Source organism: Pantoea sp. ARC270, from assembly GCF_003236725.1.
Classification (GTDB): Bacteria; Pseudomonadota; Gammaproteobacteria; order Enterobacterales; family Enterobacteriaceae; genus Pantoea; species Pantoea anthophila.
In genome coordinates this window covers 16941-28865 of the sequence record NZ_PUGA01000044.1, presented here as the reverse complement: position 1 = coordinate 28865, position 11925 = coordinate 16941, and the positions used below count along the sequence as shown (strand labels likewise).

21 protein-coding genes and 1 pseudogene are annotated in these 11925 nt (G+C 51.8%); 21 read left to right on the top strand and 1 reads right to left on the bottom strand.

Going from position 1 to position 11925, the window contains the following annotated elements; translation table 11 throughout:
- The 3 genes and pseudogenes from tuf to bfr form a co-directional block, all read left to right on the top strand.
- Window positions 1-381 (top strand): annotated as a pseudogene (gene tuf, locus CKF42_RS18185) (elongation factor Tu); the annotation flags it as partial.
- 171 nt (window positions 382-552) lie between these two features.
- Complete coding sequence (bfd, locus tag CKF42_RS18180; RefSeq protein WP_009087597.1) at window positions 553-747, top strand: bacterioferritin-associated ferredoxin; 195 nt, start codon at window positions 553-555, stop codon at window positions 745-747.
- Between the two features lie 98 nt (window positions 748-845).
- Window positions 846-1319 (top strand): bacterioferritin, encoded by a 474-nt coding sequence (gene bfr, locus CKF42_RS18175; protein ID WP_009087595.1) that lies wholly within the window; start codon window positions 846-848, stop codon window positions 1317-1319.
- Here bfr and CKF42_RS18170 read toward each other — a convergent pair.
- Window positions 1306-2076, bottom strand: a complete 771-nt coding sequence (locus tag CKF42_RS18170) for an A24 family peptidase (RefSeq protein WP_111208847.1) — start codon at window positions 2074-2076, stop codon at window positions 1306-1308. The two genes, bfr and CKF42_RS18170, sit on opposite strands and share 14 nt — an antisense overlap.
- A 393-nt stretch (window positions 2077-2469) precedes the next feature.
- Here CKF42_RS18170 and rpsJ point away from each other — a divergent pair, with 393 nt between their 5' ends.
- The 18 genes from rpsJ to rplF all read left to right on the top strand — a co-directional run bounded on the left by rpsJ (window position 2470) and on the right by rplF (window position 11924).
- On the top strand, window positions 2470-2781 hold the full coding sequence (gene rpsJ, locus CKF42_RS18165) for a 30S ribosomal protein S10 (RefSeq protein ID WP_001181005.1): 312 nt from the start codon (window positions 2470-2472) through the stop codon (window positions 2779-2781).
- A gap of 32 nt (window positions 2782-2813) precedes the next feature.
- Window positions 2814-3443: a 50S ribosomal protein L3 gene (gene rplC / locus CKF42_RS18160; protein WP_006120583.1), complete on the top strand. Its 630-nt coding sequence runs from the start codon at window positions 2814-2816 to the stop codon at window positions 3441-3443.
- Window positions 3444-3453: 10 nt separating this feature from the next.
- A complete protein-coding gene (rplD, locus tag CKF42_RS18155) occupies window positions 3454-4059 on the top strand; it encodes a 50S ribosomal protein L4 (protein WP_009087590.1) in 606 nt (201 codons plus the stop codon).
- A complete protein-coding gene (rplW, locus tag CKF42_RS18150) occupies window positions 4056-4358 on the top strand; it encodes a 50S ribosomal protein L23 (RefSeq protein WP_003850708.1) in 303 nt (100 codons plus the stop codon). Before rplD ends, rplW begins: the two co-directional genes overlap by 4 nt.
- 17 nt (window positions 4359-4375) lie before the next feature.
- Window positions 4376-5197: a 50S ribosomal protein L2 gene (rplB, locus tag CKF42_RS18145; protein WP_009087588.1), complete on the top strand. Its 822-nt coding sequence runs from the start codon at window positions 4376-4378 to the stop codon at window positions 5195-5197.
- 16 nt (window positions 5198-5213) lie between these two features.
- Entirely contained in the window at window positions 5214-5492 is a 279-nt protein-coding gene (gene rpsS, locus CKF42_RS18140) for a 30S ribosomal protein S19 (protein ID WP_001138115.1), read from the top strand.
- A 13-nt stretch (window positions 5493-5505) separates the two neighbouring features.
- A complete protein-coding gene (gene rplV, locus CKF42_RS18135; protein ID WP_008927136.1) occupies window positions 5506-5838 on the top strand; it encodes a 50S ribosomal protein L22 in 333 nt (110 codons plus the stop codon).
- A 17-nt stretch (window positions 5839-5855) separates the two neighbouring features.
- A complete protein-coding gene (rpsC, locus tag CKF42_RS18130; RefSeq protein ID WP_009087585.1) occupies window positions 5856-6554 on the top strand; it encodes a 30S ribosomal protein S3 in 699 nt (232 codons plus the stop codon).
- Between the two features lie 12 nt (window positions 6555-6566).
- The gene (gene rplP / locus CKF42_RS18125; RefSeq protein ID WP_002438716.1) at window positions 6567-6977 is read left to right on the top strand and encodes a 50S ribosomal protein L16; all 411 of its coding nucleotides are present in this window, start codon (window positions 6567-6569) and stop codon (window positions 6975-6977) included.
- Window positions 6977-7168: a 50S ribosomal protein L29 gene (gene rpmC / locus CKF42_RS18120; RefSeq protein WP_003850146.1), complete on the top strand. Its 192-nt coding sequence runs from the start codon at window positions 6977-6979 to the stop codon at window positions 7166-7168. Before rplP ends, rpmC begins: the two co-directional genes overlap by 1 nt.
- On the top strand, window positions 7168-7422 hold the full coding sequence (gene rpsQ / locus CKF42_RS18115) for a 30S ribosomal protein S17 (protein ID WP_003850147.1): 255 nt from the start codon (window positions 7168-7170) through the stop codon (window positions 7420-7422). The genes rpmC and rpsQ overlap by 1 nt, the downstream gene beginning before the upstream one ends.
- A 358-nt stretch (window positions 7423-7780) precedes the next feature.
- Window positions 7781-9133, top strand: coding sequence for an 8-oxoguanine deaminase (locus tag CKF42_RS18110; protein WP_111208846.1), 1353 nt, complete (start codon window positions 7781-7783; stop codon window positions 9131-9133).
- 248 nt (window positions 9134-9381) lie between these two features.
- Window positions 9382-9753 carry a 50S ribosomal protein L14 gene (gene rplN, locus CKF42_RS18105; RefSeq protein WP_006120590.1) on the top strand — a complete coding sequence of 124 codons (372 nt, stop codon included), beginning with the start codon at window positions 9382-9384 and terminating at the stop codon, window positions 9751-9753.
- A 10-nt stretch (window positions 9754-9763) separates the two neighbouring features.
- A complete protein-coding gene (gene rplX / locus CKF42_RS18100; protein WP_003850150.1) occupies window positions 9764-10078 on the top strand; it encodes a 50S ribosomal protein L24 in 315 nt (104 codons plus the stop codon).
- Window positions 10079-10092: 14 nt separating this feature from the next.
- Entirely contained in the window at window positions 10093-10632 is a 540-nt protein-coding gene (gene rplE, locus CKF42_RS18095) for a 50S ribosomal protein L5 (protein WP_003850155.1), read from the top strand.
- Window positions 10633-10646: 14 nt separating this feature from the next.
- Window positions 10647-10952: a 30S ribosomal protein S14 gene (gene rpsN, locus CKF42_RS18090; RefSeq protein WP_008927132.1), complete on the top strand. Its 306-nt coding sequence runs from the start codon at window positions 10647-10649 to the stop codon at window positions 10950-10952.
- 32 nt (window positions 10953-10984) lie between these two features.
- A complete protein-coding gene (rpsH, locus tag CKF42_RS18085) occupies window positions 10985-11377 on the top strand; it encodes a 30S ribosomal protein S8 (protein ID WP_003850158.1) in 393 nt (130 codons plus the stop codon).
- Between the two features lie 13 nt (window positions 11378-11390).
- The gene (gene rplF, locus CKF42_RS18080) at window positions 11391-11924 is read left to right on the top strand and encodes a 50S ribosomal protein L6 (RefSeq protein ID WP_009087581.1); all 534 of its coding nucleotides are present in this window, start codon (window positions 11391-11393) and stop codon (window positions 11922-11924) included.
- The last annotated feature ends 1 nt before the right edge of the window (window position 11925 follow it).

Genomic DNA, 11925 nt, shown 5'->3' with positions numbered 1-11925 from the left:
GGTCAGGCAGGCGAAAACTGTGGTGTTCTGCTGCGCGGTATCAAGCGTGAAGACATCCAGCGTGGTCAGGTTCTGGCTAAGCCAGGCACCATCAAGCCACACACCCAGTTCGAGTCAGAAGTATACGTTCTGTCTAAAGACGAAGGTGGCCGCCATACTCCGTTCTTCAAGGGCTACCGTCCACAGTTCTACTTCCGTACCACTGACGTGACCGGTTCAGTAGAGCTGCCAGAAGGCGTTGAAATGGTAATGCCAGGCGACAACATCAAAATGGTTGTTACCCTGATCCACCCAATCGCAATGGACGAAGGTCTGCGCTTCGCAATCCGCGAAGGCGGCCGTACCGTTGGTGCGGGTGTTGTTGCTAAAGTTATCGCTTAATTGTGATATCTGCTGTGGTCGTGCAAACGGCCACTGCAACACAAAGAAAAGAGCACTTCGGTGCTCTTTTTTTTTGCCTGAAGAGCGTCATAACCCTGCAAAGGGTAGGTTTGTAATAAAAACGATTCGCATTTACACTATGTACAGAAAATGGTCTCGAGTGATGAAAGAATGTACGTCTGCCTGTGTAATGCCATCAGTGATAAAACCCTTCGTGAAGTAGTACGGCGCTATCAGCCCAAATCCATCCAGCAACTGCGTCATTTTGTACCGGTCGGCAAACAGTGCGGCAAATGTCTGCGCGCCGCGCGGGAAATCATGGATGAAGAGATGCAGCATCCGCCACTCTATAAAGAGATCGCCTGACACATCGCGTGTGCGAATACCCACAATATCTGTCGCGTTTTTTTGACTTCTTTTTAATCACATCTACGATCTGATAAAGCAGACGTGGAGGGTTAACAATGAAGGGCGATATCAAAATTATCAGTCATCTCAATAAACTGCTTGGAAATGAACTGGTTGCTATAAACCAGTATTTTTTGCATGCGCGGATGTTTAAAAACTGGGGGCTGATGCGCCTCAATGATGTGGAGTATCACGAATCGATCGATGAGATGAAGCATGCCGACAAGTACATTGAGCGCATTCTTTTTCTGGAAGGGATCCCGAATCTGCAGGATTTGGGCCGGCTGCGCATCGGTGAGGACGTTGAGGAAATGCTGAGTTCAGATCTCAATCTGGAGCTGGAAGGGGCCAAAGATCTTCGTGAAGCGATCGCCTATGCGGACAAAGTTCATGACTATGTCAGCCGTGACATGATGATTGAAATCCTGGCAGATGAGGAGCATCACATCGACTGGATCGAGACGGAGCTTGAGCTCATCCGGATGATGGGGATCCAGAACTACCTGCAGGCTCAGATCAAAGAAGCGTGAACCGCGTCTGCAGGACGAGAGTGACCCAGCCCGCAATGGCCAGGAAAGGGCCAAAAGGCAGCGGGCTGACGCCCTGCGTCCGGCCACGCAATTGCAGCATCAACACGCCTGCCAGCGCCAGCAGAGTGGCACCCAGTGCAATCCAGGGCAATCCCTGCCAGCCACAGCAGGCCCCCAGCGCGGCGAAAAGCTTCATATCACCATATCCCAATCCCTCATACCCCCTGACCAGTCGATAGCCCTGGGCAAGCAGCCACAGGGCAACGTAGCCCGACAGTACACCCCATATCGCCGCGGTTTCGGTACCTGCCAGTGTCGCATGAATTAACCCCAGCCAGAGCAACAGATAATTGAGCGGGTCAGGTATGCAGAGATGGCGACGGTCAATCAGGGCCACCATCATCAACAGAGAGGCCGCCATAAGAATAAACAGCGCATCAGTCAGGCTATCGAAGCTTAGCAGTACAAGCAGGCTCAGGCTGGCAACCAGCCATTCCATGACCACACTCTCTGCGCTAAATGAGTAAGAGCAGAAGCGACAACGGCCTTTTAAGGCAGCCCAGCTGATCAGCGGCAGCGTATCGCGCCATAACAGAGGCTGGCGGCAGTGGGGACAGTGCGAGCCGGGAAAACAGAGCGCGGCACACCACTGGGTGGGAGAAAGGGCAGGGGTGAAGCGCGCGCAGGCCAGCGAAAGAAAGCTGCCCAGCGCAGCTCCCCCAGCCAGGGCGGCTAACTGAATCAGGATTAAGGTCATCTTCGGGCTCCGGCTAAACGGTCGGCCATACTTTCACCGCTTTTACACTCTGTGTCGCCCGTGTATGCCAGCTTGCGGAACCCTGTTCACAACCTGATTCACCCCCTTTCAGTCATGAGACAGGCCTGTGCGATGTATGCCCCAGGACCCGGCCACTAATTAACAGCGAAAATGCCAGCACGGGTTGCTTCCTGAACAGAATTACGTATAATGCGCGGGCCTGCAGATATTGCAGGCGCGATTCGAGCAGAATCGCAGACGGCTGACCGTTAGGCCGCCTGACAATACTCCCAATTGGGGAGTTATATGCTGAACGATTACACTCTCCCATCAATCGTAATGGGTTCGAGTAGTAATTTTTTTCGTCTATAAAAAGTTTGGAGCTCTGGTCTCATGCAGAACCAAAGAATCCGTATCCGTCTTAAAGCGTTTGATCATCGTCTGATCGATCAATCAACCGCGGAAATCGTTGAGACTGCCAAGCGCACTGGTGCGCAGGTTCGTGGTCCAATCCCGCTGCCAACCCGCAAAGAGCGTTTTACCGTTCTGATCTCTCCGCACGTCAACAAAGATGCGCGTGATCAGTACGAAATCCGCACTCACAAGCGTCTGGTAGACATCGTTGAGCCAACCGAAAAAACGGTTGATGCTCTGATGCGTCTGGATCTGGCTGCCGGTGTTGACGTGCAGATCAGCCTGGGTTAATCAGGTCATCGAGCGATTGAGAGGTTGAAACAATGATTGGTTTAGTCGGTAAAAAAGTGGGTATGACCCGCATCTTCACTGAAGATGGCGTTTCTATCCCAGTAACCGTAATCGAAGTTGAAGCGAACCGCGTTACTCAGGTCAAAGGCCTGGAGAACGATGGTTACCAGGCAATTCAGGTTACCACCGGTGCTAAAAAAGCAAACCGTGTGACCAAACCTGAAGCTGGTCATTTTGCTAAAGCTGGCGTTGAAGCTGGCCGTGGCCTGTGGGAATTCCGCACCGCTGAAGGTGACGAGTATTCTGTAGGTCAGAGCATCAGCGTTGAAATTTTCGCTGACGTTAAAAAAGTAGACGTAACTGGCACCTCTAAAGGTAAAGGTTTCGCCGGTACCGTTAAGCGCTGGAACTTCCGTACCCAGGACGCTACTCACGGTAACTCCTTGTCTCACCGCGTTCCGGGTTCTATCGGTCAGAACCAGACTCCGGGCAAAGTGTTCAAAGGCAAGAAAATGGCAGGTCAGCTGGGTAATGAGCGCGTAACAGTTCAGAGCCTGGACGTAGTACGTGTTGACGCTGAGCGCAACCTGCTGCTGGTTAAAGGTGCAGTTCCCGGTGCTACCGGTAGCGACCTGATCGTTAAACCAGCTGTGAAGGCGTAAGGGGATAGCAATGGAATTAGTATTGAAAGACGCGCAGAGCGCGCTGACTGTTTCCGAAACTACCTTCGGTCGTGATTTCAACGAAGCGCTGGTTCACCAGGTTGTTGTTGCTTACGCATCAGGCGCCCGCCAGGGAACTCGCGCGCAGAAAACTCGCGCTGAAGTAACCGGTTCAGGCAAAAAGCCATGGCGTCAGAAAGGCACCGGCCGTGCGCGTTCAGGTTCTGTGAAGAGCCCGATCTGGCGTTCAGGTGGCGTGACCTTTGCTGCTAAGCCACAAGACCACAGTCAAAAAGTTAACAAAAAGATGTACCGCGGCGCGCTGAAAAGCATCCTGTCCGAACTGGTACGTCAGGACCGTCTGATCGTTGTCGAATCATTTGCTGTAGAAGCGCCGAAAACCAAGCTGCTGGTACAGAAACTGAAAGACATGGCGCTGGAAGACGTGCTGATCATCACCGGCGAACTGGATGAGAATCTGTTCCTGGCTGCGCGTAACCTGTACAAGGTTGACGTGCGTGATGCATCTGGTATCGATCCAGTTAGCCTGATCGCCTTCGACAAAGTCGTTATGACTGCTGATGCAGTTAAGCAAGTTGAGGAGATGCTGGCATGATCCGTGAAGAACGTCTGCTGAAAGTACTGCGCGCGCCGCACGTATCTGAAAAAGCATCTAGCGCGATGGAAAAAACCAATACCATCGTTCTCAAAGTTGCTAATGACGCGACCAAAGCAGAGATCGTTGCTGCTGTTGAGAAACTGTTCGAAGTAGAAGTTAAAGACGTAAACACCCTGGTTGTTAAGGGCAAAGTTAAGCGTCAAGGACAGCGTATCGGTCGTCGTAGCGACTGGAAAAAAGCTTACGTCACCCTGAAAGAAGGCCAGAATCTGGACTTCGCTGGCGGCGCTGAGTAAGTCGGAGGAGAAAGACAATGGCAGTTGTTAAATGTAAACCGACATCTCCGGGTCGTCGCCATGTAGTTAAAGTGGTAAACGCGGAGCTGCACAAGGGCAAACCATTTGCCCCGCTGGTAGAAAAAAACAGCAAATCCGGTGGCCGTAACAACAATGGTCGTATCACTACCCGTCATATCGGTGGTGGTCACAAGCAGGCTTATCGTATTGTTGACTTCAAACGCAACAAAGACGGTATCCCGGCAGTTGTTGAACGTCTTGAGTACGATCCGAACCGCTCTGCGAACATCGCACTGGTTCTGTACAAAGACGGCGAACGCCGTTACATCCTGGCCCCTAAAGGCCTGAAAGCCGGCGACCAGATTCAGTCTGGCGTTGATGCTGCGATCAAAGCAGGTAACACACTGCCGATGCGTAACATCCCGGTGGGTTCAACCGTGCATAACGTAGAAATGAAACCAGGCAAAGGCGGTCAGATTGCTCGCTCAGCCGGTGCTTACGTGCAGATCGTTGCGCGTGAAGGTTCTTACGTTACCCTGCGTCTGCGTTCAGGTGAAATGCGTAAAGTCGAGTCTGACTGCCGCGCAACACTGGGCGAAGTCGGCAACGCTGAGCATATGCTGCGCGTTCTGGGTAAAGCTGGTGCAGCCCGTTGGCGTGGTGTTCGTCCGACCGTTCGTGGTACCGCGATGAACCCAGTTGATCACCCGCACGGTGGTGGTGAAGGTCGTAACTTTGGTAAGCACCCGGTTTCTCCGTGGGGCGTTCAGACCAAAGGTAAGAAGACCCGTAGCAACAAGCGTACTGATAAATTTATCGTACGTCGCCGTAGCAAATAATATTAGAGGATAAGCCATGCCACGTTCTCTCAAGAAAGGTCCTTTTATTGACCTGCACTTGCTGAAGAAGGTAGAGAAAGCGGTGGAAAGCGGTGACAAGAAGCCTTTGCGCACTTGGTCCCGTCGTTCAACGATCTTTCCTAACATGATCGGTTTGACCATCGCTGTCCATAATGGTCGTCAGCACGTTCCTGTCTTTGTTTCCGACGAAATGGTTGGTCACAAACTGGGTGAATTCGCGCCGACACGTACTTATCGCGGTCACGCGGCTGATAAAAAAGCCAAGAAGAAATAAGTAGGAGGAAGAGATGGAAACTTTAGCTCAACATCGCCACGCTCGTTCTTCTGCTCAGAAGGTTCGCCTTGTTGCTGACCTGATTCGCGGTAAGAAAGTGTCGCAGGCACTGGACATTTTGACCTACACCAACAAGAAAGCGGCTGTACTGGTCAAGAAAGTTCTGGAATCTGCCATTGCTAACGCCGAACACAACGATGGCGCTGATATCGACGATCTGAAAATCACGAAAATTTTCGTTGATGAAGGTCCGACCATGAAACGCATTATGCCGCGTGCCAAAGGTCGTGCAGATCGCATCCTGAAGCGCACCAGCCACATTACTGTGGTTGTGTCCGATCGCTGAGACTCTGGAGACTAGCAATGGGTCAGAAAGTACATCCTAATGGTATTCGCCTGGGTATTGTAAAACCATGGAACTCTACCTGGTTTGCGAACACCAAAGAATTCGCTGACAACCTGGACAGCGATTTTAAAGTCCGTCAGTTTTTGACTAAAGAACTGGCTAAAGCGTCTGTCTCTCGTATCGTTATCGAGCGTCCAGCTAAGAGCATCCGTGTGACTATTCACACCGCTCGTCCTGGCATCGTTATCGGTAAGAAAGGCGAAGACGTAGAAAAACTGCGCACGGTCGTCGCGAACATCGCTGGCGTTCCTGCACAGATCAATATCGCCGAAGTCCGCAAGCCGGAACTGGACGCAAAACTGGTTGCTGACAGCATCACTTCACAGCTGGAGCGTCGTGTGATGTTCCGTCGTGCTATGAAGCGTGCGGTTCAGAACGCCATGCGTCTTGGCGCGAAGGGTATTAAAGTCGAAGTTAGCGGCCGTCTGGGCGGCGCCGAGATCGCACGTACCGAATGGTATCGTGAAGGTCGCGTACCGTTGCACACACTGCGTGCTGACATTGACTACAACACCTCTGAAGCGCACACCACTTATGGTGTAATCGGCGTTAAGGTATGGATCTTCAAAGGTGAGATCCTGGGTGGTATGGCTGCTGTTGAACAACCGGAACCGGCTGCTCAACCTAAAAAGCAGCAGCGTAAAGGCCGTAAGTAAGGAGAGTCGCTGATGTTACAACCAAAGCGTACAAAATTCCGTAAGGTGCACAAAGGCCGCAACCGCGGTCTGGCGCAGGGTACGGATGTTAGCTTCGGTACTTTCGGTCTGAAAGCTGTTGGCCGTGGTCGTCTGACTGCTCGTCAGATCGAAGCAGCACGTCGTGCTATGACCCGTGCAGTTAAGCGTCAAGGTAAGATCTGGATCCGAGTATTCCCGGACAAACCGATCACCGAGAAGCCGCTGGAAGTGCGTATGGGTAAAGGTAAGGGTAACGTTGAGTATTGGGTTGCCCTGATCCAGCCTGGTAAAGTCCTGTATGAAATGGACGGCGTACCAGAAGAGCTGGCCCGTGAAGCATTCAAGCTGGCAGCAGCAAAACTGCCTATCAAAACCACCTTTGTAACTAAGACGGTGATGTAATGAAAGCAACTGAGCTGCGTGAAAAAAGCGTTGAAGAGCTGAACACTGAGCTGCTTAATCTGCTGCGTGAGCAATTTAACCTGCGCATGCAGGCAGCATCTGGCCAACTGCAGCAGACTCATCTGCTGAAACAGGTTCGCCGTGATGTTGCACGCGTTAAGACTTTACTGACTGAGAAGGCGGGTTCGTAATGACCGATAAAATCCGTACTCTGCAGGGTCGTGTAGTAAGTGACAAAATGCAGAAATCTGCAGTTGTTGCTATCGAACGTTTCGTGAAACACCCGATCTACGGCAAATTCATTAAGCGTACGACCAAGCTGCACATCCATGACGAGAACAATGAATGTGGAATCGGCGACGTGGTAGAAATCCGCGAATGCCGTCCACTGTCCAAGACTAAATCCTGGACCCTGGTTCGCGTAATTGAGAAAGCCGTTCTGTAATCAGAACCGTTTTTTCTGAGGAAACCCTCTGCTTCGGCAGGGGGTTTTTTTTTGCCTCTGCCCCGGGATTGATCCATTTGTGTCCCCGGCCATGCAGATTTGATAGTGCGCACAAATTCGACAGTTTCCCGGCGGTAAGCTGCGACTCTTCAGGCGGTCTGGCCTGAATGCATCGGGCTGAACAGGCCGGTGTCGTCATAACTGTACAAGGAAATGTGCCGTGAAAATGGAGAGTCCCGATCGCTTACGGCGGTCACTGTTGAAATTACCTTTGTTTGCTGCGTTACCTGCTATTAGCTCTGCCAAAAGCTTGCCGCTATTATCGGAAAGCACACAATATCAACCTACAGGCAATAGCATGGAACGAACTCTGTTACTGAAGAACGCCGACTGTGTAGTTTGCATGGATGCTGACCGTCGGGAAATTCGCAACGCCTCTGTTCTGATCAAAGGAAATCAGATCATGGCGGTCGGAGAAGCCGGAGCACTACCCGATAGCGCGGATGAGGTTATCGACCTGCGTGGGCACATTGTGATTCCGGGTCTGATCAATACGCATCACCATATGTATCAGAGCCTGACCCGCGCCATTCCGGCTGTGCAGAATGGCGAACTCTTTAACTGGCTGACTCACCTCTATCCTCTCTGGCAGAACCTGACACCTGAGATGATTCGTATCTCAACGCAGGTGTCGATGGCTGAACTGATACTCTCTGGCTGCACGACCACCAGTGATCATCTCTATGTCTATCCAAATGGCTGTCAGCTTGATGACAGTATTGAGGCTGCTGCCGTTATGGGAATGCGTTTCCATGCAAGCCGGGGCAGTATGAGCGTGGGGAAATCACGGGGCGGCTTACCGCCCGATAGCCTGGTGGAGAATGAAGCGGCAATTCTTAAAGATACGCAGCGGGTCATTGAGCGCTATCACGATGATAGCCATGGTTCAATGCTACGCATCGTGGTGGCTCCCTGTTCGCCATTCTCCGTCAGCCGGGAGCTGATGAAGCAGTCCGCCGCACTGGCCCGCAGTTTCAGCGTCTCGATGCACACGCATCTGGCAGAGAACGACAGCGACATCCGCTACAGTCGCGAAAAGTTTAATATGACTCCTGCGCAGTATGTTGAGGACCTCGGCTGGGTTGGCCAGGATGTCTGGCATGCTCACTGCGTCAAACTCGATCCACAGGGTATTGAACTCTTTGCCCGCACCGGAACGGGCATTGCCCATTGTCCCTGCTCAAATATGCGGCTCGGCTCAGGCATCGCCCCGATACGCCATATGTGCGATGCCGGTGTGCATGTCGGTCTCGGCGTGGATGGCTCTGCCTCCAATGACAGCTCAGATATGATGGCCGAGGTTCGTCAGGCGATGCTGCTACAGCGTGTCGGGTTTGGCCCGGATGCCATGACCGCACGGCAGGCTCTGGAGCTGGCAACGCTGGGCAGTGCAAAAGTGCTTAACCGTAATGATGTGGGGGCTGTTGCGCCTGGCATGATGGCTGACCTGGCGGTGTTTGACCTGAATCGGCCAGGCCTGGCTGGGGCAGGGCACGATCCGGTCGCCGCCCTGGTGTTCTGTAATCCGGGACAGGTTGCTTACAGCATCATTAACGGACAAGTCCGGGTACGTAAAGGAGAACTGGCCGGAATTGAACTGCCAGCGCTGCTGCGTCAGCACAACCAGCTGGCCACAAAACTGGCAGGCTGAGACAGAAGGGCACTTTATTTGGGGATCGACGAAAAATAAGGCAGATTACATTTGCTACTGTTCGCACTATTCCCTAGAATACGCCCTCCCTGTCATCAGGGAAAATCAGCGGCTCGATTGAGAGCCGTTTATTTTTTCTACCCATCTGTGAGAACCGGTGTTACAATGCCGCGCCCTCAATTATGGGGCTTTCTAACGACCTGAGGTTTAGGTCCCGAAGTAGTAGTTGACATTAGCGGAGCACTAAAATGATCCAAGAACAGACTATGCTGAACGTCGCCGACAACTCCGGTGCACGTCGCGTAATGTGTATCAAGGTTCTGGGTGGCTCGCACCGTCGCTACGCAGGCGTCGGTGACATCATCAAAGTTACCATCAAGGAAGCAATTCCTCGTGGTAAAGTCAAAAAAGGTGATGTCCTGAAGGCGGTAGTGGTGCGCACCAGGAAGGGTGTTCGTCGCCCGGACGGTTCTGTCATTCGCTTCGATGGTAATGCATGCGTTATTCTGAACAATAACAGTGAGCAGCCTATCGGTACGCGTATTTTTGGGCCGGTAACTCGTGAACTTCGTACTGAAAAGTTCATGAAAATTATCTCTCTGGCACCAGAAGTACTCTAAGGAGCGAACAATGGCAGCTAAAATCCGTCGTAACGACGAAGTTATCGTGTTGACCGGTAAAGATAAAGGTAAGCGCGGTAAGGTAAAGAATGTCCTGTCTTCTGGTAAGGTCATCGTTGAAGGTATCAACCTGGTGAAGAAACATCAGAAGCCGGTTCCGGCTCTGAACCAGCCAGGTGGCATCGTTGAAAAAGAAGCTGCTATTCAGGTTTCTAACGTTGCACTGTTCAACGCGGCAACTGGTAAGGCTGACCGTGTAGGCTTTAGATTCGAAGACGGCAAAAAAGTCCGTTTCTTCAAGTCTAACAGCGAAACTATCAAGTAATTTGGAGTAGTACGATGGCGAAACTGCATGATTACTACAAAGACGAAGTAGTCCAGAAACTCATGACAGAGTTTGGCTACAATTCTGTCATGCAAGTCCCTCGGGTCGAGAAGATCACCCTGAACATGGGTGTTGGTGAAGCGATCGCTGACAAGAAACTGCTGGATAACGCAGCAGCTGACCTGGCAGCAATCTCCGGTCAAAAACCGCTGGTCACCAAAGCACGCAAATCAGTTGCAGGCTTCAAAATCCGTCAGGGCTATCCGATCGGCTGTAAAGTAACTCTGCGTGGCGAGCGCATGTGGGAGTTCTTTGAGCGTCTGGTCACCATTGCTGTTCCACGTATCCGTGACTTCCGTGGCTTGTCCGCTAAGTCATTCGATGGTCGTGGCAACTACAGCATGGGTGTACGTGAGCAGATCATCTTCCCAGAAATCGACTACGACAAAGTCGATCGCGTTCGTGGTTTGGATATCACCATTACCACTACTGCGAAATCTGATGATGAAGGCCGTGCTCTGCTGGCTGCCTTTGACTTCCCGTTCCGTAAGTAAGGTAGGGTTACTTAATGGCTAAGCAATCTATGAAAGCACGTGAAGTTAAACGTGCAAAATTAGCAGACAAATTCTTCGCTAAACGCGCTGAACTGAAAGCGATCATCTCTGATGTGAACGCTTCCGACGAAGACCGTTGGGATGCTGTTCTGAAGCTGCAGAGTCTGCCGCGTGATTCCAGCCCTTCACGTCAGCGTAACCGCTGCCGTCAAACAGGTCGTCCGCACGGTTTCCTGCGGAAGTTTGGGTTGAGCCGTATCAAGGTCCGCGAAGCCGCCATGCGCGGTGAAATCCCGGGCCTGAAAAAGGCTAGCTGGTAATTGTCACCAATTGAATCACGGGAGTAACACAGATGAGCATGCAAGATCCGATCGCGGATATGCTGACCCGTATCCGTAACGGTCAGGCCGCGAACAAAGTTGCGGTCACCATGCCTTCCTCCAAGCTGAAATTGGCAATTGCCAACGTTCTGAAGGAAGAAGGTTATATTGAAGATTTCAAAATCGAAGGCGACATCAAGCTGGAACTGGAACTGACTCTTAAGTATTTCCAGGGTAAAGCTGTTGTAGAAAGCATTCAGCGAGTAAGCCGTCCTGGCCTGCGCATCTATAAGAAAAAAGATGAGCTGCCAAAGGTAATGGCTGGTATGGGCATCGCTGTAGTTTCTACATCCAAAGGTGTCATGACTGATCGTGCAGCGCGCCAGGCTGGTCTTGGTGGCGAAATTATCTGCTACGTAGCGTAATCGGAGGATACATATGTCTCGTGTTGCTAAAGCACCTGTCGTTGTTCCTGCCGGCGTAGAGGTAAAACTCGACGGTCAGGTAATTTCGATTAAAGGTAAAAACGGCGAGCTGACTCGTACTATCAATGATGCTGTTGAAGTTAAGCATGCTGACAACGCTCTGACTTTCGCTCCGCGCGAAGGTTTCGTTGACGGCTGGGCGCAGGCGGGTACTTCTCGCGCGCTGCTGAACGCAATGGTTATCGGTGTTACCGAAGGCTTCACTAAGAAGCTGCAGCTGGTTGGTGTAGGTTATCGTGCTGCCGTTAAAGGCGATATGGTTAACCTGTCACTGGGCTTTTCTCATCCAGTCGATCACCAGCTGCCCGCGGGTATCACTGCAGAATGCCCAACTCAGACTGAGATCGTGCTGAAAGGCGCTGATAAGCAGCTGATTGGTCAGGTTGCAGCAGACCTGCGCGCCTACCGTCGTCCTGAGCCTTATAAAGGCAAGGGTGTCCGTTACGCCGACGAAGTCGTGCGTACCAAAGAGGCTAAGAAGAAGTAAG

What these genes read in the sequence shown, in the direction of transcription:
- rpsN (WP_008927132.1), top strand. Translation starts at nt 10,647, where the DNA reads ATGGCTAAGCAATCTATGAAAGCACGTGAAGTTAAACGTGCAAAATTA.
- rpsQ (WP_003850147.1), top strand. Translation starts at nt 7,168, where the DNA reads ATGACCGATAAAATCCGTACTCTGCAGGGTCGTGTAGTAAGTGACAAA.
- rplP (WP_002438716.1), top strand. Translation starts at nt 6,567, where the DNA reads ATGTTACAACCAAAGCGTACAAAATTCCGTAAGGTGCACAAAGGCCGC.
- rplW (WP_003850708.1), top strand. Translation starts at nt 4,056, where the DNA reads ATGATCCGTGAAGAACGTCTGCTGAAAGTACTGCGCGCGCCGCACGTA.
- rpsH (WP_003850158.1), top strand. Translation starts at nt 10,985, where the DNA reads ATGAGCATGCAAGATCCGATCGCGGATATGCTGACCCGTATCCGTAAC.
- rplE (WP_003850155.1), top strand. Translation starts at nt 10,093, where the DNA reads ATGGCGAAACTGCATGATTACTACAAAGACGAAGTAGTCCAGAAACTC.
- rplD (WP_009087590.1), top strand. Translation starts at nt 3,454, where the DNA reads ATGGAATTAGTATTGAAAGACGCGCAGAGCGCGCTGACTGTTTCCGAA.
- rpsJ (WP_001181005.1), top strand. Translation starts at nt 2,470, where the DNA reads ATGCAGAACCAAAGAATCCGTATCCGTCTTAAAGCGTTTGATCATCGT.
- bfr (WP_009087595.1), top strand. Translation starts at nt 846, where the DNA reads ATGAAGGGCGATATCAAAATTATCAGTCATCTCAATAAACTGCTTGGA.
- rpmC (WP_003850146.1), top strand. Translation starts at nt 6,977, where the DNA reads ATGAAAGCAACTGAGCTGCGTGAAAAAAGCGTTGAAGAGCTGAACACT.
- rplB (WP_009087588.1), top strand. Translation starts at nt 4,376, where the DNA reads ATGGCAGTTGTTAAATGTAAACCGACATCTCCGGGTCGTCGCCATGTA.
- CKF42_RS18170 (WP_111208847.1), bottom strand. Translation starts at nt 2,076, where the DNA reads ATGACCTTAATCCTGATTCAGTTAGCCGCCCTGGCTGGGGGAGCTGCG.
- rpsS (WP_001138115.1), top strand. Translation starts at nt 5,214, where the DNA reads ATGCCACGTTCTCTCAAGAAAGGTCCTTTTATTGACCTGCACTTGCTG.
- rplC (WP_006120583.1), top strand. Translation starts at nt 2,814, where the DNA reads ATGATTGGTTTAGTCGGTAAAAAAGTGGGTATGACCCGCATCTTCACT.
- rplX (WP_003850150.1), top strand. Translation starts at nt 9,764, where the DNA reads ATGGCAGCTAAAATCCGTCGTAACGACGAAGTTATCGTGTTGACCGGT.
- bfd (WP_009087597.1), top strand. Translation starts at nt 553, where the DNA reads ATGTACGTCTGCCTGTGTAATGCCATCAGTGATAAAACCCTTCGTGAA.
- rplF (WP_009087581.1), top strand. Translation starts at nt 11,391, where the DNA reads ATGTCTCGTGTTGCTAAAGCACCTGTCGTTGTTCCTGCCGGCGTAGAG.
- rplN (WP_006120590.1), top strand. Translation starts at nt 9,382, where the DNA reads ATGATCCAAGAACAGACTATGCTGAACGTCGCCGACAACTCCGGTGCA.
- rplV (WP_008927136.1), top strand. Translation starts at nt 5,506, where the DNA reads ATGGAAACTTTAGCTCAACATCGCCACGCTCGTTCTTCTGCTCAGAAG.
- CKF42_RS18110 (WP_111208846.1), top strand. Translation starts at nt 7,781, where the DNA reads ATGGAACGAACTCTGTTACTGAAGAACGCCGACTGTGTAGTTTGCATG.
- rpsC (WP_009087585.1), top strand. Translation starts at nt 5,856, where the DNA reads ATGGGTCAGAAAGTACATCCTAATGGTATTCGCCTGGGTATTGTAAAA.